This window comes from Paraburkholderia tropica, from assembly GCF_914484835.1.
GTDB classification, from domain to species: Bacteria; Pseudomonadota; Gammaproteobacteria; order Burkholderiales; family Burkholderiaceae; genus Paraburkholderia; species Paraburkholderia tropica_A.
This window is the reverse complement of sequence record NZ_CAJZAR010000092.1, coordinates 33,513-57,224: the sequence shown is the minus strand read 5'-3', so window position 1 is coordinate 57,224 and position 23,712 is coordinate 33,513. Positions and strand designations below refer to the sequence as shown.

At 66.5% G+C, this 23,712-nt stretch carries 16 protein-coding genes and 2 pseudogenes; 9 read left to right on the top strand and 9 right to left on the bottom strand.

The features are described from left to right. On the bottom strand, nucleotides 1–628 hold a 628-nt coding region (locus LDO54_RS39335), incomplete at its 3' end, for a hypothetical protein (protein WP_436975752.1). A gap of 36 nt (nucleotides 629–664) precedes the next feature. On the opposite strand from LDO54_RS39335, the gene LDO54_RS39330 reads away from it, so the two are divergent. After that, nucleotides 665–1,414, top strand: a complete 750-nt coding sequence (locus LDO54_RS39330; protein ID WP_436975751.1) for a pseudouridine synthase — start codon at nucleotides 665–667, stop codon at nucleotides 1,412–1,414. Nucleotides 1,415–1,538: 124 nt separating this feature from the next. On the opposite strand, the gene def is transcribed toward LDO54_RS39330, so the two are convergent. The 5 genes and pseudogenes from def to LDO54_RS34500 form a co-directional block, all read right to left on the bottom strand. After that, complete coding sequence (gene def, locus LDO54_RS34520) at nucleotides 1,539–2,072, bottom strand: peptide deformylase (protein WP_224016817.1); 534 nt, start codon at nucleotides 2,070–2,072, stop codon at nucleotides 1,539–1,541. After that, the gene (gene ligA / locus LDO54_RS34515; protein WP_224016826.1) at nucleotides 2,069–4,129 is read right to left on the bottom strand and encodes an NAD-dependent DNA ligase LigA; all 2,061 of its coding nucleotides are present in this window, start codon (nucleotides 4,127–4,129) and stop codon (nucleotides 2,069–2,071) included. The genes def and ligA overlap by 4 nt, the downstream gene beginning before the upstream one ends. Before the next feature lie 387 nt (nucleotides 4,130–4,516). After that, nucleotides 4,517–5,881, bottom strand: coding sequence for a cell division protein ZipA C-terminal FtsZ-binding domain-containing protein (locus LDO54_RS34510; protein WP_224016815.1), 1,365 nt, complete (start codon nucleotides 5,879–5,881; stop codon nucleotides 4,517–4,519). A 111-nt stretch (nucleotides 5,882–5,992) separates the two neighbouring features. Next, nucleotides 5,993–9,511 (bottom strand): chromosome segregation protein SMC, encoded by a 3,519-nt coding sequence (gene smc / locus LDO54_RS34505; RefSeq protein ID WP_224016813.1) that lies wholly within the window; start codon nucleotides 9,509–9,511, stop codon nucleotides 5,993–5,995. Nucleotides 9,512–10,046: 535 nt separating this feature from the next. Then, nucleotides 10,047–10,953 (bottom strand): annotated as a pseudogene (locus tag LDO54_RS34500) (DMT family transporter); the annotation flags it as partial. A 372-nt stretch (nucleotides 10,954–11,325) separates the two neighbouring features. On the opposite strand from LDO54_RS34500, the gene dapC reads away from it, so the two are divergent. From dapC to cls, 6 genes are all read left to right on the top strand, one after another. Next, nucleotides 11,326–12,549: a succinyldiaminopimelate transaminase gene (gene dapC / locus LDO54_RS34495; RefSeq protein WP_224016809.1), complete on the top strand. Its 1,224-nt coding sequence runs from the start codon at nucleotides 11,326–11,328 to the stop codon at nucleotides 12,547–12,549. A 129-nt stretch (nucleotides 12,550–12,678) separates the two neighbouring features. Then, complete coding sequence (gene dapD / locus LDO54_RS34490; protein ID WP_027814838.1) at nucleotides 12,679–13,506, top strand: 2,3,4,5-tetrahydropyridine-2,6-dicarboxylate N-succinyltransferase; 828 nt, start codon at nucleotides 12,679–12,681, stop codon at nucleotides 13,504–13,506. Next, on the top strand, nucleotides 13,506–13,874 hold the full coding sequence (locus LDO54_RS34485; RefSeq protein ID WP_065060178.1) for an ArsC family reductase: 369 nt from the start codon (nucleotides 13,506–13,508) through the stop codon (nucleotides 13,872–13,874). Before dapD ends, LDO54_RS34485 begins: the two co-directional genes overlap by 1 nt. 148 nt (nucleotides 13,875–14,022) lie before the next feature. Continuing rightward, the gene (gene dapE / locus LDO54_RS34480; RefSeq protein ID WP_224016807.1) at nucleotides 14,023–15,162 is read left to right on the top strand and encodes a succinyl-diaminopimelate desuccinylase; all 1,140 of its coding nucleotides are present in this window, start codon (nucleotides 14,023–14,025) and stop codon (nucleotides 15,160–15,162) included. Nucleotides 15,163–15,194: 32 nt separating this feature from the next. Continuing rightward, nucleotides 15,195–16,091, top strand: coding sequence for a 50S ribosomal protein L3 N(5)-glutamine methyltransferase (gene prmB, locus LDO54_RS34475; RefSeq protein ID WP_224016805.1), 897 nt, complete (start codon nucleotides 15,195–15,197; stop codon nucleotides 16,089–16,091). 214 nt (nucleotides 16,092–16,305) lie between these two features. Next, nucleotides 16,306–17,745, top strand: a complete 1,440-nt coding sequence (gene cls, locus LDO54_RS34470) for a cardiolipin synthase (protein WP_224016803.1) — start codon at nucleotides 16,306–16,308, stop codon at nucleotides 17,743–17,745. Nucleotides 17,746–17,754: 9 nt separating this feature from the next. Here the strand turns inward: cls and LDO54_RS34465 are convergent, their stop codons facing one another. Continuing rightward, the gene (locus tag LDO54_RS34465) at nucleotides 17,755–18,237 is read right to left on the bottom strand and encodes a glutathione peroxidase (RefSeq protein ID WP_224016801.1); all 483 of its coding nucleotides are present in this window, start codon (nucleotides 18,235–18,237) and stop codon (nucleotides 17,755–17,757) included. Nucleotides 18,238–18,393: 156 nt separating this feature from the next. Here LDO54_RS34465 and LDO54_RS34460 point away from each other — a divergent pair, with 156 nt between their 5' ends. Together LDO54_RS34460 and LDO54_RS34455 are read left to right on the top strand one after the other, a co-directional pair. Continuing rightward, a complete protein-coding gene (locus LDO54_RS34460) occupies nucleotides 18,394–20,349 on the top strand; it encodes an ATP-binding cassette domain-containing protein (protein WP_224016799.1) in 1,956 nt (651 codons plus the stop codon). A 103-nt stretch (nucleotides 20,350–20,452) separates the two neighbouring features. Continuing rightward, nucleotides 20,453–21,472 (top strand): annotated as a pseudogene (locus LDO54_RS34455) (CaiB/BaiF CoA transferase family protein); the annotation flags it as partial. A gap of 437 nt (nucleotides 21,473–21,909) precedes the next feature. Here the strand turns inward: LDO54_RS34455 and LDO54_RS34450 are convergent. Both LDO54_RS34450 and radA read right to left on the bottom strand, forming a co-directional pair. Continuing rightward, nucleotides 21,910–22,173 carry a DUF2866 domain-containing protein gene (locus tag LDO54_RS34450; RefSeq protein ID WP_224016796.1) on the bottom strand — a complete coding sequence of 88 codons (264 nt, stop codon included), beginning with the start codon at nucleotides 22,171–22,173 and terminating at the stop codon, nucleotides 21,910–21,912. A gap of 134 nt (nucleotides 22,174–22,307) precedes the next feature. After that, a complete protein-coding gene (radA, locus tag LDO54_RS34445; protein ID WP_224016794.1) occupies nucleotides 22,308–23,684 on the bottom strand; it encodes a DNA repair protein RadA in 1,377 nt (458 codons plus the stop codon). Between the last annotated feature and the right edge of the window lie 28 nt (nucleotides 23,685–23,712).

Below are 23,712 nucleotides of genomic sequence, written 5' to 3'. Positions count from 1 at the left end.
GGAAGGCGGCGAACGCCGTTCGTTCCAGCGACGCGATGAGGGTGGCGAACGCCGTCCGTTCCAACGCCGTGACGAAGGTGGTGAGCGTCGTGAATTCCGTCCACGTGAGGACGGTGGCGAACGCCGTCCGTTCCAACGACGCGATGAAGGTGGCGAACGTCGCCCGTTCCAACGCCGTGACGAAGGCGGCGAGCGTCGTGAATTCCGTCCGCGCGAGGAAGGCGGCGACCGCCGTCCGTTCCAGCGACGTGATGAAGGTGGCGAGCGTCGCCCGTTCCAACGCCGTGACGAAGGCGGCGAGCGTCGCGAATTCCGTCCGCGCGAGGAAGGCGGCGAACGCCGTCCGTTCCAACGACGCGATGAAGGTGGCGAACGTCGTCCGTTCCAGCGTCGTGACGAAGGCGGCGACCGTCGTGAATTCCGTCCGCGCGACGAAAACGGCGAACGCCGTCCCTTCCAGCGCCGCGACGAAGGCAACGACCGCCGCGAATTCCGTCCGCGCGAAGACCGCGGTTCCGCACGTCCCGTGAAGTCGTCGTGGGGCGAGCGTGACGGCGCGCCCGCGCGCAAATCCTTCGACAAGGGTCCGCGCCGCGACGCCGATAGCAGCGACCGTGCCGCCCCGCAACGCGCGGCGCGCGCCGAAGTCGACGGCGACAACGCGATGCGCCTCTCCAAGCGCATGTCGGAACTCGGCCTGTGCTCGCGCCGCGAAGCCGACGAGTGGATCGAAAAAGGCTGGGTCTTCGTCGACGGTGAAGTCGTCGACACACTCGGCGCCAAGGTCACGCCCGAGCAGCGCATCGAAGTCGATCCCGCTGCCCTCGCCGCCCAGGCGCGCCAGGTGACGATCCTGCTGCACAAGCCCGTCGGCTACGTGTCGGGTCAGGCCGAAGACGGCTACGAACCCGCCGTGACGCTCATCACCAGTGACAACCACTGGGACGGCGACCGTTCGGGCATCCGCTTCTCCGCGCAGCATCTGCGCACGCTCGCGCCGGCAGGCCGTCTCGACATCGACTCGACCGGCCTGCTCGTCCTGACCCAGGACGGCCGCGTCGCGAAGCAGTTGATCGGCGAAAGCTCGGACATCGACAAGGAATACCTCGTGCGCGTCACCTATGGCGACGTCGAGACCGAAGTCGACCGCCACTTCCCGGCCGATCTGCTCGCAAAACTGTGCCACGGCCTGTCGCTCGACGACGTGCCGCTCAAGCCCGCCGAAGTCAGCTGGCAGAACGGCGAACAGCTGCGTTTCGTGCTGCGCGAAGGCAAGAAGCGCCAGATCCGTCGCATGTGCGAACTGGTCGGCCTGCACGTCGTCGGCCTCAAGCGCGTGCGCATGGGACGCGTGGTGCTCGGCGCGCTGCCGCAAGGCCAGTGGCGCTATCTGTCCGCCGACGAAGGGTTCTGACACGCAACGCGGTTCGGCCTGAACCGCCAGCCATGAAAAACGGGAGCCACTGGCTCCCGTTTTTATTTGCGTCCCGATAGGCGGGCAACGGCCAAAGCGAGGCCCATCAAGCGCCTCGCGCGCGTCAATCGTCGCTATTCGGATCGAGATTCGGGAACAGGATGTCCGTGAAGCCGAACTTCGAGAAGTCGGTGATACGCATCGGATACAGCTTGCCGATCAGGTGATCGCATTCATGCTGCACCACGCGCGCATGGAAACCTTCCGCGACGCGTTCGATCGGCGTGCCGTACTGATCGAAGCCGTTGTAGCGGATCATCGAGTAGCGACTCACCGCGCCGCGCAGGCCGGGCACCGACAGACAGCCTTCCCAGCCCTCTTCCATGTCGTGCGAGAGCGGATGGATGACCGGATTGATCAGCACGGTTTGCGGCACCGCCGGCGCCTCGGGATAACGCTCGTTCTGCTCGAAACCGAAGATCACCACCTGCAGGTCGACGCCGATCTGCGGCGCGGCGAGACCCGCGCCGTTCGCGGCGTGCATGGTGTCGAACATGTCGGCGATCAGTTCGTGCAACTCGGGCGTATCGAAATGATCAACGGGTCTGGCGATACCGAGCAGGCGCGGATCGCCCATCCTGAGAATTTCGCGAATCATGTTGTTTGCCCCTCCAGGAGCTTGTGCAACCCATCCTCGTCGAGCACCGGCACGCCGAGTTCCTCGGCTTTCGCAAGCTTGCTGCCCGCGTCGGCACCCGCCACCACGTAGTCGGTCTTCTTCGACACCGAGCCGGCCACCTTCGCGCCAGCCGCTTCCAGCATCTCTTTCGCCTCGTCGCGCGTGAGCGTGGGCAACGTGCCCGTGAGCACCACCGTCTTGCCCGCGAGCACGCCGACCGGCGCTTTCGGCGCAGGCGGACCTTCAGGCCATGTGACCTTGCCGGGCGCGCGCAGTTGCTCGATCACCGTGCGGTTATGTTCTTCCGCAAAGAACTGGTGGATCGATTCCGCCACGATCGGCCCCACGTCCTTCACGTCGAGCAGCTGCTCGATGCTCGCGTCCATGATGGGATCGAGCGAGCCGAAGTATTTGGCCAGATCCTTCGCGGTGGACTCGCCCACCTGACGTATGCCCAACGCATAAATAAAGCGCGCGAGCGTGGTCGACTTGGCTTTTTCGAGCGAATCGAGCAGGTTTTGCGCCGATTTTTCGGCCATGCGGTCCAGTTCCGCGAGCGTGGCGAAGCCCAGATTGAACAGATCGGCGGGCGTGCGCACGAGATTCTGCTCGACGAGCTGATCGATGATCTTCTCACCCAGACCGTCGATGTCGAGCGCGCGCCGCTGCGCGAAATGCCAGAGCGCCTGCTTGCGCTGCGCCGGACAGAACAGGCCGCCCGAGCAACGTGCAATGGCCTCGTCGGGCAGACGCTCGATGCGCGAGCCGCACACCGGACATTCGGTCGGCATGACGAACTCGGCTGCGTCGGCCGGACGGCGATCGAGCAGCGCGCTCACCACTTCGGGAATCACATCGCCGGCGCGTCGCACGATGACCGTGTCGCCGATACGGATGTCCTTGCGGCGCACTTCGTCTTCGTTATGCAGCGTCGCGTTCGTGACGGTCGCGCCGCCCACGAACACCGGCTCGAGCCGCGCGACCGGCGTGATGGCCCCGGTACGGCCCACCTGCACATCGATCGCCAGCAGCTTCGTGAGCGCTTCCTGCGCCGGGAACTTGTGCGCGAGCGCGAAGCGCGGCGCGCGCGAGACGAAACCGAGCGCGTCCTGCTCGTCGCGGCGGTTGACCTTGTAGACCACGCCGTCGATGTCGTACGGCAGGCTCTCGCGCTTCTCGCCGACCGCGCGGAAGAAGTCGAGCAAACCCTGCGCGCCCTTCGCGACCGCACGCTCGCTGTTCACCGGCAGACCCATTTCCGCGTACCAGTCGAGCAGTTCGCTATGCGTGGCCGGCATCGGCTCGCCTTCGAGGACGCCAATGCCATACGCGAAAAACGACAGCGGACGCTGCGCCGTGATCTTCGAATCGAGCTGGCGCAGGCTGCCCGCGGCCGCGTTGCGCGGGTTCGCAAACTCCTTCTGGCCGGCCTCGCGCTGGCGCTCGTTCATGCGCGCGAAGTCGCGGCGAAACATCAGCACTTCGCCGCGCACGTCGAGCAACTTCGGCACGCGCGTGCCCTTCAAGCGCAGCGGCAGCGAGCGGATCGTGCGCACGTTCTCGGTGACGTTCTCGCCGGTCGTGCCGTCGCCGCGCGTGGACGCCTGCACGAACACGCCGTCGACATAGCGCAGCGAAATAGCCAAGCCGTCGAACTTGAGCTCGCACGCATAGTCGACCTGCTCGTCCTCGGGCTTGCCGAGCGTGTCGTGCACGCGCTTGTCGAATGCGGCGATGTCCTCGTCGGCGAAACCGTTGTTGAGCGAGAGCATCGGCACGTCGTGGACGACCTGCTCGAAACCCTCGGACGCCTCGCCGCCGACGCGCTGCGTGGGCGAATCGGGCGTGATGAGATCGGGATGCTCGGCTTCGATGGCCTGAAGCTCTCGGAACAGCGTGTCGTATTCCGCGTCGGGCAGCTCCGGCTGGTCGAGCACGTAGTACGCGTGATTGGCGCGCTCGAGTTCGGCGCGCAGCCACGCCGCGCGCTCGGTCGCGGGGGATGCTTCGGAGGGACGGGCGGGATGACGGACCATGCTGGAGACGGTTTCTGACAAGTGATTTCGGAGTCAGATTATCTCAGGAAGCCGCCTGTGTCGCATCGGCTGAATGGCTAACGTCGCGCCAACTTCACGCCTGTTTCGTGCGCCGCCGAACGCGACGCCCGAAACTCCTGGCCGAACGGCTAACGTTGGGCCGGATGCATTGACGAACGCCCGCGCCGATGCGACCTTGAAGGCACCGCAACCCGAGCGCGAGCCGCGTCCAGCGCATCACCCATGCCCCTCCCGAATCCCTGTCCCACGCCTGGCGCGCGAGCCGGGCCGCTTCTGCCGCCCACGTGCATACGGCACGCCCAGAACGCAAAAAAGGCGCGGCGCCCTGACAGCGCCGCGCCTTTCGCGGTCTCGTTGCGTCAGCCCTTACTGGCTGAACAACCGGCGCGTGGCCGGCGAGCCCGCCGGAATGCCGGCCTGCTCGAGCTTTGCGTAGAGCGTCATGAGCTGCTTGTCGATGTTCTGCAACACCGACTCAGGCAGCGGACGACGCTGGTCGTCCACCACGCGCCCGCCGATGCGTTCCGCGAGCGAACGCGCATAGTCGCACATCAGGCGGAACGGCAGGATGTCCTCGTCGGCCACCGGCACGTCGAGGATCAGCGTGATCATCTGGCCGCCCTTGTAGGTGAGGTCGTCGCGCAGGAAGTTGGTGTCGCCGAACTGGAGCATGAACACCGGGCTCTGCCGGGCGTCGAGCTTGACGAAACGCGTGCCGTCGCGCGACAGCAGCAGGCCGTCCTGCGCCGACACCGCCTGCACGTAGTTCGCCGACCACGGCGCGCCGTCCGACAGCACGTTGATCGACAGCTGCGCATCGCACTGCGCGGCAAAGCCGTCGAGTTCGCGCGCCATCGCGACCGTTTCCATCATGTCGGGGAATTCGGGCAAGCCGTCCACACCGTCAGCGAACTGCTGCACGCCCGTCACGAACTCCGAAAACTCCAGTTCGTTGAGCGGGCCGTTGCGGTTCGCAAGCTGCGCCGCCGCGCGCAATTCCTCGTAGCGCACGCCGTTTTGCAGCAGCTCCCAGCCGTCGCCGCCCTCGGGCTTGCCTTCGATGTGCACCGGCTTGCTGCCCGCACGGCGCAGGCGCTGCGCAAGCGGGATCACACGTTCGCCGGGCAGCGCGGCACCCAGCCGGATCGGCACGATGCAGTCGATGCGGCGGTCCACGACGGCCGGCGGCGCCGACGAAATGGTCGTCGCGGCGGGCAGCACGGGCTCGACACGCTCGCCTTCGGCGGCTTTCGCGTCCTTCGCTTCGTTGCTGACCTTCGAGTCTTTGGCGTCCTTGCTCTCGGCAGCTTCGACGGGCTCTGCGTCGGACGTCTCGGCCGCGTCAGCGGCGGCAGCAACCGTGGCCGGCTCGCCGCCCTCGCCCTCAGCCTGCGCCTGTTCGGCTTCGGGGAAACCATTCGGCGACGTGTTCTCCGCCTGAATGTCCACGGGCGTATCGGCCGGCGCTGCCGTGCCGAAGCCCGGCTCCATGCGCTCCTCGGCCAGCTCGCCGCCCGCGAGCGAAGGCTCGCGGCGCGACGGCGCACGGGCGGGCTCGATGAACGGGCTCTGTTCCTCGAGTTCGCCGCCCAGCGGCGTATCGACCGCCTCTTCAGGCATCGGCCGCGGCATGCGCCGGCGCACCTTGGCGCCTTGCCAGGCGTTGTACACCACCACGCCCCCGACGACCACGGCACCCGCGCCGATCAACCCGAGAGTCAACTGATCCATGCATGCTCCATCTGCAATTCTTTTTCCGGCGGCGCGCGCCGCGCGCCGTCCTTGTCTAGCGATATAGACCGCGATTCAGATCGCGAATTAACCTGCGAAATAACCCGCGAATCAGACCGTATTCTGTGCGAAACCGGCAGCCGTTTCCATGTCGACCGCCACGATGCGCGAGACACCCTGCTCCTGCATCGTCACGCCGATCAGTTGCTGGGCCATTTCCATCGCAATCTTGTTGTGCGAGATGAACAGGAACTGCGTCTTGTCCGACATCGCCCGCACGAGATTGGCGAAACGCTCCGTATTGGCGTCGTCGAGCGGCGCGTCCACTTCGTCCAGCAGACAGAACGGCGCCGGATTCAGCTGGAACATCGCGAACACGAGCGCCGTGGCGGTCAGCGCCTTCTCGCCGCCCGACAGCAGGTGAATCGTCGAGTTCTTCTTGCCCGGCGGCTGCGCCATGACCTGCACGCCCGCGTCGAGAATCTCGTCGCCCGTCATGATGAGCTTCGCCTGGCCGCCGCCAAAGAGACGCGGGAACAGATCGCCGAAATGCTTGTTCACTTCGTCGAACGTGCCTTGCAGCAGCGTGCGCGTTTCCTGGTCGATCTTGCGGATGGCGTCTTCGAGCGTTTCGATCGCGCTCGTCAAGTCGGCCGACTGCGCGTCGAGGAAGGTCTTGCGCTCCTTCGCCGCGGCCAGTTCGTCCAGCGCCGCCATATTGACCGGGCCGAGCGCCGTGATCGCGTTGTTGATACGCGTGACTTCGCCTTGCAGGTACGACGGCTTGAGGTCCGGCGTGAGCTTTTCCTGCAGCGCCGCTTCGTCCACACCCGCGGCCTGCAACTGTTCGACGAACTGCTCGCCGTTCAGGCGCGCGGCCTGTTCCTTGAGCTGCAATTCGGTGATGCGGTCGCGCAGCGGCTGCAGCGCACGCTCGGCGGCGAGACGCGTTTCGTCGGCGGCGCGCAGCTTGGCGCTCAGATCGTCGAGTTCGGCGCGCGCGTTGCGCAGCAGTTCTTCCTTCTCCGCGCGGATTTCCAGCGCGTCCTGCAGGCCCGTGTGCGCGGTCTGCTCGTTGATCGTTTCGAGTTCGGCGCGCGCGTCTTCGAGCGAGCCCGCGACGCGTTCGCTCTGGTCGTGCGCGATCTGGATATTGCGGCGCAGTTCCTCGATGCGCGCGGCCATGTTGCGGGCCGCGAAGCGCGCGTCGCCCGCTGCGCGTTCGAGATCGCGCGCGGCGTTGCGCGCCGCGCCCAGTTCTTCGTCGAGCGCCTCGAACGCGAGCTGGTTGTCCTCGAAGCGCGCCTGAAGCTCGGCGAGTTCGCCGTCGTGACGCTCGAAATTCGTTTCCGATTCGGCACGCAGCGCACGCTGCTCCTCGATCTGCGCGCGGATTTCGTCGAGCTCCTCGCGGATCTGCGTGCTGCGGGCCGTGTAGCGCTCGTGCGCCTGCGTGAGCTTGAGCACGTCCATTTGCAGCGCGTGCACGCGCTGCGTGGCGCGGTCGGCCTGCTGGCGCGCCTCGCCGAGCACCTGGGCCGCCTGCGTGTGCGCAGCTTCGGCGCGCACGACAGCCGAGCGCGCTTCGTCGGCGAGCAACGCCTGGGCGCGTACCTGACGCGTGAGATTTTCGATTTCCTGCTGGCGTGCAAGCATGCCCGCCTGCTCGGTGTCGGCGGCGTAGAGCTGCACGCCCACGCGCGAGACCGAGTGGCCGGCCTTCACCACGAACGCACCGCCCTCGGGCAGTTGCGCGCGTTGCGCGAGCGCTTCGGCCAGATCGTTCGCGACGAAGGTCGTGCCGAGCCATTCGTTGAGCACCGCGCGCAGGCCCGCATCGTCGATACGCACGAGCGAGAGCAGCGGCGTGAGGCCCGCCGGCGCGCTCGCCGTCTGGCCCGCCAGCGGCGGCGCGTAGAACGCGAGCTTGGCGGGCGGCGCATCGCTGGCGAACGCCTTGACCCAATCGAGATTCGAGACTTCGAGCGCCGCCAGACGCTCACGCAGCACCGCTTCGAGCGCGGTTTCCCAACCGGCTTCGACGTGCAGCTTCTTCCACAGACGCGGCAGCGCGCCCAGTTCGTGACGTTCGAGCCACGGCTGGATCTTGCCCTCGGTCTGCACGTTCTCCTGCAGTTGCTTGAGCGCGGCGAGACGGGCTTCGAACTGGTGAATCTGCGCGTTTTCGGCCTGCACGCGATCGTGCGCGGCACGGCGCTCGGCGTCCAGACGCGGCACGGTTTCCTGCGCGTCGCTCAGACGGTCCTGGGCGTCGCGCAGGATCTCTTCCTGCTCGGCCAGCTGCATGCGCAGTTCTTCGAGCTGCGCTTCATCCGGTGCGTCGAGACCGCCTTCCTCCGACTTCAGGCGCTCGTGGCGCTGCTGAAGCTGCTGGAGCATCTGGTCGGCGTTGCGCTGATGCGCGGCTTCGAGCTTGAGCGCCTGCTCCGTGCGCGCGATGCCCGCACGCTCGTCATTCAGTTGCGCCTGGGCGTCGCGCCAGCGGTTTTCGAGCGCGGGCAGCGCTTCCTGCTTCGCGGTCGCCTCTTCCTCGGCGATCGCGGCTTTCTCCTCGCCCATCGCCAGCTGTTCTTCAGCGTCTTCGATATCGTCCTGCGCCTTCTGCGCCTGGACCTGCCATTGCTCGCGCTGCGCCGTGAGCGCGGCGATCTGCGCCTGCACACGATTGCGCGACTCGACGATGAACTTGATCTCGGCTTCGAGACGGCTCACCTCGGCATTCGCTTCATAGAGCGAGCCTTGCGCGCCCTGCATCGCGTCGCTGGCCGAATAGTGCGCCACGCGCAGCGTTTCGAGCTGCGCCTCGACTTCGCGCAGTTGCGCGGTATGCCGTTCGAGATCGATCTGCGCCTGTTCGATGGCGCGCTGCTGGCGCTGCTGCTCGCCCGCCGCCTCGTTCTTGCGCAGCAGCCACAGCATGCGCTGCTTTTCTTCGCCGTCAGCCTGCAGTTCGCGGTACTTCGTCGCCACCACGGCCTGGCCTTCGAGCTTGTCCAGATTCGTGGAAAGCTCGCGCACGATGTCTTCCACGCGCGTGAGATTCTCGCGCGTGTCATGCAGGCGGTTTTCGGTCTCGCGGCGGCGTTCCTTGTACTTCGAAACGCCCGCGGCTTCTTCGAGGAACACGCGCAGTTCTTCGGGCTTCGCCTCGATGATGCGCGCGATCATGCCCTGCCCGATGATCGCGTACGCACGCGGACCGAGACCGGTACCGAGGAAGATGTCCTGAATGTCGCGGCGGCGCGCCGGCAGATTGTTGATGTAGTAGCTCGAGGTGCCGTCGCGCGTCAGCACGCGCTTGACGGCGATCTCCGCATACTGGCCCCACTGGCCCGCGGCGCGCCCGTCGGCGTTGTCGAACACGAGTTCGACGCTCGCGCGGCTGCCGGGCTTGCGCGCGGTGGAACCGTTGAAGATGACGTCCTGCATCGACTCGCCGCGCAATTCGGACGCGCGGGATTCGCCGAGCACCCAGCGCACGGCGTCGATGATGTTCGATTTACCACAGCCATTCGGTCCGACCACTCCGACGAGTTGGCCCGGAACCTGGAAATGCGTGGGATCGACGAATGATTTGAAGCCAGCGAGTTTAATCGAGGTCAGACGCACGGCGATATCGCTGTTTGAATTGGAAGAGTGAACGGGACCGCCCGGGCCGCCGCCGCGCGCCGTCGACCGTCACTTCAGTCGCACGGCGGCGCGAGGCGCCGCAGGATTCGCATCTGGCCGAACGAACGGCGCGCACAGCACGGACAGCCGCCACGGCTCGCCGTGCGAAGCGCCTGATGCACCTCAGTGCGCGCCCGGCCGGCGAGGATCAGGGGCAATCATACCATCGCACGCGCGCCATTCTGCCCGCCATCGGGCCGGGCGCCGGGACTGCCGTGGCGATTGGCGTTTTTGTCGTCGTTTTTGTCGGCGGCTGGATCGTCGTTTTGTGAGTCGGTTTGATCCTCGCTGCGGTTGCCGCTGCGGTCGCCGCTGTGCTTGCCGTCAAGATCGCCGCGACCGTCACCCATTTGCTTGTCGTTCTGATCGCGATCGTCATGATCGCTTTCGTCGTCGAGCAGGCCGGCGTCGGCGTGAGCAATCGCGCTGGCTTCGGCGCTCGCGTGCGCGATCTGACGAGGACGCTTGCGCGCTTCCTGTGCGCGATGCACCCAGCTCGACAGCAGCGAGGCGAGCACGATACAGGCGCCGCCCGTCCATTCGCGCGGCCCCGGCGTCTCGCCCGCGAGCAGCCACGACGAGAGCGCCGTCACGACGATTTCGAACAACATGATGATCGACGCCCGATTCGCCGGCACGCGCGCGAGCCCGTATTGAACGAGCATGTTGTTCACGCCCAGCAGCACACCGAGGGCGAGCACGAGCAGCACCGCGCGGGCGAGCGGTTCGCCGGCGTGCAGCGTCGGCATCGGCTCGAAAAACGAAGCGATCAGGCCGAATATCGCCGCGCCGCCGAAAATCACGGCGGTGCGCATTTCAGGCTTCATCTGCGGCAGCACGCGACTCGTCTTCACCACGAGCACGTTGCTCATCGCGAAACCCATGCCGCCCGCGAGGCCCGCCCATTCGGCGGCGCTGCCCGGCAGCGGCACACCGAGCTTCGGCGACCAGAGCATCAGCACCGCACCCGCCAGCGACAGCGCGGCCAGCGCCGCGCCGGACCACGTCAGGCGCTCGTGCAGGATGAAATGCGCGAAAATCGCCGTCCACGCGGGCGTCAGATAGAACAGCAGCAGCACGCGCATCACTTCGCCGTGGATCGCGCCCCACACGAAACCGATATTGGTGACGCCCGCCGCCAGCCCGAGCAGCGGCAACACCCCATGCCAGCGCACCGTCGCAATCGAACGACGGCGCAGCAGCAGCACGAACAGGCAGCCCGCCGCGCTCGTCGCGGCGCCCGCGGCCGTGCCGGTCAGGCCGAAACTCGCCAGCGTGCGCAGCGGAAACCAGATCACGCCCCACACCGAGGCGCCGATCATGATGGCGAGCGTCGGCCAGCCCGCGCTCAGGTTCCGCCTGCTCGACTGGGCGCCGCTCATTGCGCGACCCTCGCGGCCGTCCCGCGTTTTTCAGACTGCATATCGATCCTTGTTTCGTTCCAGCTCGTTTGCCGCTCGTTTGCGGCTTATTTGCCGCTCGCGCCGCCACGACCGCCGCCAGGCAGCCCCAGCCCGCGCCCCATCGCCCGCCCATCGGCAAACGGCGGCCACGTTATAATTCACGTTTTGCCAGCGACAGCGGCCGCACCACCCGCGTAATCCGGCACAGCCCCATCCGGGCTAGCCGGGTCCATCAGCCGGCCGTCCGGCGCACACCCTGCGCCGCGCCAAGCGTCGCAATAAGCGCCGCAAAGCCGCCCGCGTGCCCGCGCCCGTCGCTCCATCCGCTTTTCGCTTACGCCGCCCAGCCCTGTGAATCCGCTACTCGACACCCTCCAGTCCTATCCCTTCGAAAAGCTGCGCGCACTGTTCAAGGACGTCGCGCCGAATGCCGGCCTGCGCCACATCAGCTTCGGGATCGGCGAGCCGAAACACCCGACGCCCGCGCTGATCCGCGACGCCATCGTCGCCTCGCTCGACGGTCTGTCGGTGTATCCGGCCACGGGCGGCAGCCCGGCGCTGCGCGAGGCGATCGCGAAATGGGTGAGCGAGCGTTACAGCCTGCCCGCCCTCGACGCAAGCACGCAGGTGCTGCCGGTTTCGGGCTCGCGCGAGGCGCTGTTCGCGCTTGCGCAGGCGGTCGTCGATCCGACGGCGGGCGCGCAGGACCCGGCGAAGCGCGCGATCGTACTCTGCCCGAACCCGTTCTACCAGATCTATGAAGGCGCGGCGCTGCTCGCGGGCGGCGAGCCGTACTTCGTGAACAGCGATCCGGCCCGCAACTTCGCCTGCGACTATTCGCAGGTGCCTGAGGAAATCTGGGCGCGCACGCAGCTGCTCTACGTCTGCTCGCCGGGCAACCCGACGGGCGCCGTCCTCACGCTCGACGACTGGCGCGAACTGTTCGCGCTGTCCGACCGCTACGGCTTCGTGATCGCGTCGGACGAATGCTATTCGGAGATCTATTTCGACGAATCGACGCCGCCGCTCGGCGGCCTCGAAGCCGCGCACCGCCTCGGCCGCGGTTTCGAACGCCTGATCATGCTGTCCAGCCTGTCGAAGCGCTCGAACGCGCCGGGCATGCGCTCGGGCTTCGTGGCCGGCGACGCGGCGATCCTCAAGCAATTCCTGCTGTACCGCACCTATCACGGCTCGGCGATGTCGCCGGTCTGGCAGTCCGCCAGCATCGCCGCCTGGGGCGACGAAACGCACGTGCGCGAGAACCGCGCGAAGTACGTCCAGAAGTTCTCGACCGTCACGCCCATGCTCGCCGACGTGCTCGACGTGAAGCTGCCGGACGCCGCGTTCTACCTCTGGGCCAACGTCGCGCGCACCGGCCTCTCGGACACCGCGTTCGCCCAGCGCCTCTACGCCGACTATAATGTGACGGTCCTGCCCGGCTCGTTTCTCGCGCGCGAAGCGCACGGCGCGAACCCGGGCGAAGGCTTCGTCCGTCTGGCGCTCGTCGCCGACGTCGACGAATGCACCGAGGGCGCGCAGCGCATCGTCGACTTCTGCCGCTCGCTCAAGCCGTAACTTCAGCACGAAAAGTCAGCGGTAAACAGTCAGCAGTCACGCCACCGCCGAACGCGCGCCCCGCTGCGCGCGTATCGCCGCCGAATTCCCGCCGTCCAACGGCTTTTGAACTCACACGAAATCATCACCATGTCGCAACAACTTCAGCAGATCATCGACACCGCCTGGGAAAACCGCGCCGACTTTTCGCCCAAGTCCGCGCCGAACGACGTGCGTGAAGCCGTCGCCCACGTCATCGCCGAACTGGACAAGGGCGCACTGCGCTGCGCCGAAAAGAAGGACGGCGACTGGGTCGTCAATCAGTGGGTGAAGAAGGCTGTGCTGCTGTCGTTCCGCCTGGAAGACAACGCGCCGATGGCCGCTGGCGGCTTCACGCAATTCTTCGACAAGGTGCCCTCGAAGTTCGCCAACTACACGGCTGAAGACTTCGCCGCGGGCGGCTTCCGCGTCGTGCCGCCGGCCATCGCGCGCCGCGGCTCGTTCATCGGCAAGAACGTCGTGCTGATGCCGTCGTACACCAACATCGGCGCGTACGTCGACGAAGGCACGATGGTCGACACGTGGGCAACGGTCGGTTCGTGCGCGCAGATCGGCAAGAACGTGCACCTCTCGGGCGGCGTGGGCATCGGCGGCGTGCTGGAGCCGCTGCAGGCCAACCCGGTCATCATCGAAGACAACTGCTTCATCGGCGCGCGCTCGGAAGTCGTGGAAGGCGTGATCGTCGAAGAAAACTCGGTCATCTCGATGGGCGTGTACCTCGGCCAGTCGACCAAGATCTATGACCGCGAAACCGGCGAAATCTCGTACGGCCGCATCCCGGCGGGCTCGGTCGTCGTGGCCGGCAATCTGCCCTCGAAGGACGGCTCGCACAGCCTGTACTGCGCCGTGATCGTCAAGAAGGTGGACGCCAAGACGCGCGCCAAGGTCGGCCTGAACGAGCTGCTGCGAGGCGACTGATGGCGAAGGCCGCAAAGACCGTGGTCGTCTACGGCATTCCGAACTGCGATACCGTAAAGAAGGCCCGCGTGTGGCTGGAAGAACACGGTATCGAGTTCGAGTTTCACGACTTCAAGAAAGCGGGCGTGTCGAACGCGCTGGTGCAGGACTGGCTCAAGGATGTGTCGCTCGATCAGCTGATCAACAAGCGCGGCACGACGTGGCGCGGCCTGTCCGAGGTCCACAAGGCCGAAGCCGATTCGACCGCCGGCGCGATCGCGCTGATGATCCACAAGCCGTCGATCATCAAGCGCCCGGTCGTGGCCGTGAACGGCCGCGTGAAGACGCTCGGTTTTTCGGCCGAGCAGTACGCGGAGCTGTTTGCCTGAACTGTGTTTGAGGCGCTGCGCGACCGGCGCGCCAGCCATCGGTGATGCATCGAGGCTGGCGCGAAACGGGTAGCGCACCATCGTCACAAGCTGTTGCCGGCCCCTGCATTGCAGCGGCGCCGGCATTTTTATTGAAAGTGGTCCCTTCATGTCCGCCACCCTCGCCCTTACCGAAGCCCTGATCGCGCGCGCGTCCGTGACGCCCGACGACCAGCACTGCCAGCGCATCATGACCGAACGCCTCAGCGCGCTCGGCTTCGCGTGCGAAACGATCGAATCCAACGGCGTGACCAACCTGTGGGCCGTCAAGCGCGGCACGGCCGGCGCCGACGCGCCGCTGCTCGCCTTCGCGGGCCACACCGACGTGGTGCCGACCGGCCCCATCGAACAATGGAGCTCGCCGCCGTTCCAGCCCTCGCATCGCGACGGCGTGCTCTACGGCCGCGGCGCCGCCGACATGAAGACCTCGCTCGCCGCGTTCGTGGTGGCCAGCGAGGAGTTCGTGGCGGCGCACCCGCAGCATCGCGGCACGATCGCCTTCCTGATCACGAGCGACGAAGAAGGCCCGGCCACCGACGGCACGATCAAGGTGGTCGAGGCGCTCCAGGCGCGCGGCGTGAAGATGGATTACTGCATCGTCGGCGAACCGACGTCGACCCATACGCTCGGCGACTGCGTGAAGAACGGCCGCCGCGGCTCGATGTCGGGCAAGCTCGTCGTCAAGGGTGTGCAGGGTCACATTGCCTATCCGCATCTGGCGAAGAATCCGGTGCATCTGCTCGCGCCGGCGCTCGCCGAACTCGTCGCCGAAAAATGGGACGACGGCAACGAATACTTCCCGCCTACCACGTGGCAGGTCTCGAACATGCATAGCGGCACGGGCGCGAGCAACGTGATTCCGGGCCACGCCGACGTGCAGTTCAACTTCCGCTTCTCGACCGCGAGCACGGTGGAAGGCCTGCAGCAGCGCGTGCACGCGATTCTGGACAAGCACGGCCTCGAATACGATCTGCACTGGAGCGTGAGCGGCCTGCCCTTCCTCACGCCGCGTGGCGCGCTGTCGAACGCGCTCGAAAAGGCGATTCACGACGAAACCGGCGTGACCACCGAACTCTCGACCACCGGCGGCACCTCGGACGGCCGCTTCATCGCGCGCATGTGCCCGCAGGTCGTGGAATTCGGGCCGCCCAACGGCAGCATCCATAAAATCGATGAGCACATCGAAGTCAAATTCATCGATCCGCTCAAAAACGTCTACCGCCGCGTGCTCGAACAGCTGATCGCCTGAGCGGTCCGCCCGCACGCACTGGAGCCCCTGATATGACCCATCCGCTTGCCACCACCTTTTCGACCGTGCGCGATCTGCTGCGCTACGGCGTCTCGCGTTTTTCCGCGGCGAAACTCTCGTTCGGCCACGGCTCGTCCAACGCCTACGACGAGGCCGCCTATCTGGTTCTGCACACGCTGAATCTGCCGCTCGACCTGCTCGATCCGTTCCTCGACGCGCGCCTCGCGCCCGAAGAGATCGAGAAGGTGCTCGGCGTGATCGAGCGCCGCGCGAACGACCGCGTGCCGGCCGCCTACATCACGCAGGAAGCGTGGATGCACGGCCTGCGCTTCTACGTGGACGAACGCGTGATCGTGCCGCGTTCGTTCATCGGCGAACTGCTCGCGGACGGCCTGCAGCCGTACGTGGAAGACCCGGAGCAAGTGAGCGCCGTGCTCGAACTGTGCACCGGCTCCGCGAGCCTCGCGATTCTGGCTGCGCACGCGTTCCCGAACGCCGATATCGACGCCGTGGATCTGTCCGCGCCCGCGCTCGAAGTGGCGAAGCGCAACGTGCACGAGCATGAGCTCGACGAGAAGATCTCGCTGTTCGAAGGCGATCTCTACGCGCCGCTGCCGGAACGCCGCTACGACGTGATCATCACGAATCCGCCCTACGTGAACGCCGATTCGATGGCCGCGCTGCCGGCCGAGTACCGTCACGAGCCGGAAATGGCGCTCGCGGGCGGCGCGGACGGCATGGACATCGTGCGCCGTATCATCAAGGACGCGCGCAACTGGCTGACCGACGACGGCGTACTCGTGGTCGAGATCGGCAACGAGCGCGAGAACGTGGAAGCGGCGTTCGGCGGCCTCGATCTCGTCTGGCTGTCGACGAGCGCCGGCGACGACCAGGTGTTCCTGATCCAGGCCCGCGACCTGCCGGTCTGAACCCGCGCCTGCGAGTGAGCCCGCGCCAGCGGGCGCGCTCGCGCACGCATGCCCGACACAAGCGGGACAAATGCAGGACAACCGCAGCACAACCGGCGGCCAGACGTCGCCGCCGGCCCCATAGCACGCGCCGCGTCGCCCTGGGTAAGATGACCGTTTTCCGGCTCATGCGGCTTGGACGTTGGCTCGCACGCCAGCAACGTCCCGCGCCTTTATGCACTTCGACTGGTCAACGCTCGGCACCCTGCTCGCGGTCGTCCATGTATTCGGACTGATCGCGGCCTGCCACGCCATTCTCAATACGCGCACCTCGCAAGGTGCGATCGCCTGGGCCGTCTCGCTCGCGACGATGCCCTACCTCACGCTGATCCCGTATCTGTTCCTCGGCCGCAGCAAGTTCGAAGGCTACGCGGACGCCCGGCGCATCCGCAACGAAACGCTGCGCGCGCGGGCCCACTCACCCGAACGCGACCGTCCTGCGGCCAGCACCGGCCCGACGGATCTGCTCAGCGAGCGCGTGATCCGCACCTTCGCGCAACTGGGCGGCATGCCGCTCGTGCCGGGCAACACGGTGCGCACGCTCGTGAACGGCGAAGCCACCTTCTCGGCCATCTTCGACGCAATCGAACAGGCGCGGCACTACGTGATCGTGCAGTTCTTCATCGTGCACGCGGACGCGCTCGGCGACATGCTCAAGGACGTGCTGCTCGCCGCCGCGCAGCGCGGCGTGCGCGTGTACTTTCTCTACGACAGCATCGGCAGCTTCGACCTGCCCGCCAGCTACGTGCGCGATCTGCGCGCGGGCGGCATCGACGTGCATCCGTTTTCGGCGAAGCGCCGCTTCGTCAATCGCTTCCAGCTCAACTTCCGCAATCACCGCAAGATCGTGGTGGTCGACGGCGAGCGCGCCTACGTGGGCGGTCACAACGTGGGCGTCGAATATCTGGGTGCGAACACGCGCCTCTCGCCGTGGCGCGACACGCATATCGAGGTGCGCGGCCCCGTGGTGGCCAGCATCCAGTTCGCCTTCACGGAAGACTGGTACTGGGTCACCCAGGAACTGCCGGGCTCCGAGCCGCCCGCCGTCACGCCGCGCGACGGCGACGACATGCAGTGCCTCGTCATGCCCACCGGCCCCGCCGACCGCCAGGAAACCTGCTCGCTGTTCTTCGTGGAAGCGATCAACGCCGCCAGCAAGCGCATCTGGATCACCACGCCCTATCTCGTGCCCGACTCGGCGGTGCTCTCCGCGCTGCGCCTGGCCGCGCTGCGCGGCGTGGACGTGCGCATCATGATTCCGTGCCGCCGCGACCACTACGTGGTGTTCGAAGCCTCGACGCTCTATGCCTACGACGCCGTGCGCGCGGGCATCCGCATCTTCCGCTACAAGCCGGGCTTCCTGCACCAGAAGGTCGTGCTGATCGACGACGTGGCCGCCGCGATCGGCAGCGCGAATCTGGATAACCGCTCGTTCCGCCTGAACTTCGAGATCATGGTGCTGACCGTGCACCGGGGCTTCGCCGCCGAAGTCGAAGCGATGCTGGAGCACGACTTCGCGCAGAGCTTCGAAATCGACCGCAGCGAATACCGCAACGCGCCCGCCTGGCGCAAGATCACCATGCATCTCGCGCGGCTGTTCGCGCCGATTCTCTGACGCCCCGCGTTACAGCAGCTTTTCGATGTCGGCGGCGATGGCGTCGGGCTTCGTGACCGGCGCGTAGCGCTTGACCACGTTGCCGTTGCGGTCGACGAGAAACTTCGTGAAATTCCACTTCACGCGTTCGAGCCCGAGCACGCCGGGCGCTTCCTCGGTCAGCCACTGGTAGAGCGGATGCGCGTTCGCACCGTTCACGTCGATCTTCTCGAACATCGGGAACGTCACACCGAAGTTCTTCTCGCAGAACGCGCCGATCTGCGTGGCGTCGCCCGGTTCCTGCTTGCCGAACTGGTTGCACGGAAAGCCGAGCACCGCGAGACCGCGCGCGGCGTACTGCTCGTAAAGTTTTTGCAGACCCGCGTACTGCGGCGTGAAACCGCATTCGCTCGCGGTATTCACGATCAGCAAGACCTTGCCCGCGTACTGTTCGAGGCTGACCGGCGCGCCGCCGCCCAGCGGCTCGGCCGAAAACGCATACACCGTCGTCATCTGGCTCTCCAAAAGAAAGCGCCAGTCTAATGGAGAAAAGGTGCGCTCCGCACCCTGGCCGGACGGCTAGCCGTTCGGCTAGTTATTGGACGCCCGCCGCGCAGTTAAAATAGCGCTTTACGTTTTATCCGCGGCCTCGTCCGCGCCCGCGCTCCCGTGATCCGCTTCAACCAATTCAGTCTTGCCCGCGGTACCAAGCCGCTTTTCGAACAGACCTCGTTCACCCTGAATCCGGGCGAAAAGGCTGGCCTCGTCGGCGCGAACGGCGCGGGCAAGTCCACGCTGTTCTCCGTGCTGCGCGGCGAACTGCACGCGGACGCCGGCGACTTCTCGCTGCCGCCGTCGTGGCAGATCGCCCACGTGGCGCAGGAAACGCCCGCCGTCGACCGGAGCGCGCTCGAATACACGCTCGACGGCGACGCCGACCTGCGCGAGATCGAAGCGCGCATCGCGTCGGCCTCGGCGGCCCACGACGGCGCGGCCGAAGCCGAAGCCCACGCCGCCTTCGCCGACGCCGACGGCTACACCGCGCCCGCGCGCGCCGAAGCGCTGCTGCTCGGCCTCGGCTTCACGCTCGACCAGACGCGTCAGCCCGTGGCGAGCTTCTCGGGCGGCTGGCGCATGCGCCTGAATCTGGCCCAGGCGCTGATGTGCCGCTCCGACCTGCTGCTGCTCGACGAACCCACGAACCACCTGGACCTCGACGCCATCGTCTGGCTCGAAGACTGGCTGCATCGCTATCCGGGCACGCTCGTCGTCATTTCCCACGACCGCGAATTTCTCGATTCGATCTGCAACGTCACGCTGCATCTGGAAAACCAGCAGGTCAAACGCTACGGCGGCAACTATTCGCAGTTCGAGATCCTGCGCGCCCAGCAGATCGCGCTCCAGCAAAGCGCCTACGAAAAGCAGCAGAAAACCGTCGCGCATCTGCAAAGTTTCATCGACCGCTTCAAGGCCAAGGCCACCAAGGCGCGCCAGGCGCAAAGCCGCGTGAAGGCGCTCGAAAAGATGGAACTGATCGCGCCCGCGCACGCGACCTCGCCGTTCACCTTCGAGTTCCGCACGCCCGATTCTGCGCCCAATCCCATGCTCGTCATGGAAGACGTGCGCTGCGGCTATCGCGCCGAAGACGGCACCGAAACGCCGATCGTCGAGCGCGTGGCGCTGTCGATCCAGAACGGCCAGCGCATCGGCCTGCTCGGTGCGAACGGCCAGGGTAAATCGACGCTGATCAAGACGCTCGCGAGCACGCTCGCGCCGCTCTCGGGCGAGACGCGCACCGGCAAAGGCTTGCAGATCGGCTATTTCGCGCAGCATCAGCTCGAAACGCTGCGCCCCGACGACTCGCCGCTCCAGCATCTCGCGCGCCTCGCGCCCGACACGCGCGAGCAGGAGTTGCGCGACTTCCTCGGCGGCTTCAATTTCCCCGGCGAAATGGCCACGGCGCCCATCGCGCCCTTTTCGGGCGGCGAAAAGGCGCGTCTCGCGCTCGCGCTGATCATCTGGCAAAAGCCCAATCTGCTGCTGCTCGACGAACCGACCAACCACCTCGACCTCGAAACGCGTCACGCGCTCACCATGGCGCTCGCGCAGTTCGAGGGCACGCTCATTCTGGTTTCGCACGACCGCCATCTGCTGCGCGCCACCACCGACCAGTTCATGCTGGTCGCCAAGCACCGCCTGCAACCGTTCGACGGCGATCTCGACGATTACCGCGACTGGCTGCTTCAGCACGCGGCCGAGCAGCGCGCGGCGCTCAAGGCCGCGGCGGCCGGCGGCACGGCGAATGCGGGCGGCGATATCGACAGCGCCGATTCAGGCGTGAACCGCAAGGAACAGCGCCGCCAGGAAGCGGAAACGCGCCAGCGCCTCGCGCATCTGAAGAAGCCGCTGCAGGCGAAGATCGGCAAGATCGAAAAGGAAATGGACGCGCTCAATGCGGAGAAAGGCACGCTGGACGCCTTCGTCGCCGATCCGGCCAGCTACGAGCCCGAGCAGAAGACGCGTCTGACCGACGCGATCCGCCGTCAGGCCGAAGTCCAGTCGCGGCTCGAAACGCTCGAAGCCGATTGGCTGGAAGCGCACGAAGAACTCGAGCAGATCGGCTGATTGCCTGCGCCCCGCGTGCGGCACAATGGATCCTGATCCGTCTTTTCGCCTTAACGACGTCACCGCTCTCACGTCAGGAGTCACCCGAGTGTCGACACCCGCCTTGCAAGGCCTCCGCGTTCTCGATCTGACCCGTCTTTTACCCGGGCCAGTGGCCACGCTGCGCCTTGCGGAAATGGGCGCCGACGTGCTCAAGATCGAGCCGCCGGGCGCCGGCGACGCCTCGCGCGCCATGATGCGCAGCAGCGCCGACGAAATCGCGGGCCGTCCGGGCGCGTTCTATCAGATCGTCAACCGCGGCAAGCGCGAGACGCGGCTCGACCTCAAGTCCGAGGGCGGCCGCGCCGTGCTGCTCGCGCTCGCCCGCGACGCCGACGTGCTGGTCGAGAGCTTCCGGCCCGGCGTCATGGACCGGCTGGGCCTCGGCTACGAGACGCTGCGCGCGATCAATCCCAAGCTCGTCTACTGCGCGATCACGGGTTACGGCACGACCAGCCCCTTCGCCGAGCGCGCCGGCCACGACATCAACTACGTCGCGTATTCAGGCGTGCTGCACCAGATCGCCGCGCGCGACGGCGCGCCCGTGCTGCCCAATTTCCAGATCGCCGATCTGCTGGGCGGCGCGCTCGCAGCAGTCACGCAGATTCTCGCCGCGCTCTGGCAGGTCTCGCGCGGCGGCGAAGGCCGTTTCGTCGATGTGTCGATGGCGCACGTCTCGCACGCGCACAACGTGGTCGCCCAGGTCGCGCTCGCCAACGACGACGCGGCCGCGCTCGAAGCGGGCGGCGGCCTGCTCAACGGCGGCGTGCCCTGCTACAACCTCTATCGCACCCAGGACGACCGCTGGCTCGCGGTCGGCGCGCTGGAGCTGAAATTCTGGCAGGCGCTCTGCACGGCGATCGGCCGCGAGGACTGGGCGCAGCGCCACTGGAGCCTCGGTCAGGCGATCGGCGGCACGGATGCGGCGGCGCTCACGCAGGAACTCGCCGCGATGATCGCGGCCGAGCCGCTGCAAACGTGGATCGACCGGCTCGAAATAATCGACTGCTGCGTGTCGCCGGTGCTCACGCCCGGCGAGGCGGCGAATCATCCGCTGTTCAACCCGGAAGCGCTCCAGGCGGTGCTCGACGAAATCGCCGCGCAACGCGAAGCGAAAGCGCGCCGCGCCGCGGGATTCGCGCCTGGACCTGCACCCGCGCCGTTCGTGCAGGCGGGCGCGGCCGCGGCCTATGGGATGCCGGGCGCGCAAAACCCGGCGAACGCGCAGAACGTACAGAACGCACAGAACGTACAGAATGCGTCGGCCACGCCCAGCCCCCAGAACGCCTTCGCCACCAACACGCCGGGCATGCAGGGCTACGCGCAGAACGCGCCGCAAGGCGGCGGCACGCACGCGCCCGGCCAGCCGACCGGCAAGAAGCCGTTCAACTATGGCCCGTGGAGCTAATCAAAATGAAAGTTAAGGAAAGGCAGGCTGGATGAAAAATGGGCGCACGGAGCGCCCATTTTCTTTGGCCGGGGCTGCAACCCCGAGGAACCAGCCGGTTCCTTGCCACGCGCCTAGCGCCGCGGCAGCGTTTGACGCGGCATGCGCTCGTCGTCGTACATGACGTGCTTGCGACCTTCCACATGATGGGCGATGGTGCTGCGCACCTGCGCGGCCGTCACGTTGCCGGCCACCACCTGCCGCGAAATACGGCCGTCGCCATCGATCCATTCGACGATACGGCAAGTGCCGCCGAAGGGTTGAACAAGCGGATCCGAGACGCGGCAGCCGCGCACCACGATCGAGTTTCCGACGAAGGACGATTCTGTCTGTTTCAAGTCGCTATCCTTTCCGCTGGATGCGGGGTTGCATATGCGGCCAAGGATAGGGAAATCGCAAAAGTTTCTGGTTACAGTGCGAACCAGGGTTGTTACCAATCATTACGCGACAGAGCATGCCTGCCGCATCGATATCACTCCAGTTCGCGCACCCGGTCGATCGCTTCCTCAATACGCTCGACCGCGATCACGTTCAGGCCCTCGATCGGCTGCTTCGGCGCATTGGCGCGAGGGATCAGCGCGCAGGTGAAACCGAGCTTCGCGGCCTCCTTCAGACGATCCTGGCCGCGCGGCGAGGGCCGGATCTCGCCGGCCAGGCCGACTTCGCCGAAAACGATCAGACCCTTGGGCAACGCCTTGTTACGCATCGACGAATGAATCGAAAGCAGCACGGCGAGGTCGGCGGCCGGCTCGGTGATCTTCACGCCGCCCACCGCGTTCAGGAAAACGTCCTGATCGAAACAGCCGATGCCCGCGTGTCGATGCAGCACCGCCAGCAGCAGCGCGAGCCGGTTTTGTTCGAGCCCGACCGCGAGCCGGCGCGGATTCGGCACCTGCGCGGTGTCGACCAGCGCCTGCACTTCCACCAGCAGCGGCCGCGAGCCTTCCTGCGTCACCATCACGCACGAACCCGGCACGCTCTGCTCGTGTTGCGAGAGAAAGAGTGCTGAAGGATTGGCAACGCCACGCAATCCGCGCTCGGTCATCGCGAACACGCCCAGTTCGTTGACCGCGCCGAAGCGGTTCTTGAACGCGCGCACGAGACGGAACGACGAGTGCGTGTCGCCCTCGAAATACAGCACCGTGTCGACGATGTGTTCCAGCACGCGCGGACCCGCGAGGTTGCCCTCCTTCGTCACGTGGCCGACCATGATGATCGACGTGCCCGACTGCTTGGCGATGCGCGTGAGCTGCGCCGCGCACTCGCGCACCTGCGCGACCGAGCCGGGCGCGGACGTCAGCGCTTCGGAATAGATCGTCTGGATGGAGTCGATGACGGCGACGTCGGGCTTTTCCGTCTCGATGGTCGCCTGGATCTTTTCGAGCTGAATTTCGGCGAGCAGTTGCAGCTCGCTCATCTTCGAGCCTTTTTCGAGCAAGCCGAGACGTTGCGCGCGCAACGCGATCTGGGCCGCCGATTCCTCGCCGCTCACATAGAGCGCGCGGCGGTCGGCCGCGATTTCCGCGAGCGATTGCAGCAGCAGCGTCGACTTGCCGATACCCGGATCGCCGCCGATCAGCACCACGCCGCCCGCGACGAGGCCGCCGCCCAGCACGCGGTCGAACTCGCCTACGCCGGACGTGAAGCGCGGCACGTCGGATGCCTCGATATCGGCCAGACGCCGCACCGGCGCGCTTTTCGCGAGCGCCTGATAACGGTGATTGCCCGCGGGCTCCGCGACGCTTTCGACCAGCGTGTTCCACGCGCTGCACGCGGGGCACTGGCCTTGCCACTTCGGCGCCTGCCCGCCGCATTCGGTGCAGATATAGAGCGTCTTAACCTTTGCCATGCTTTTTGCCATACCGCCTTTGTCTTGT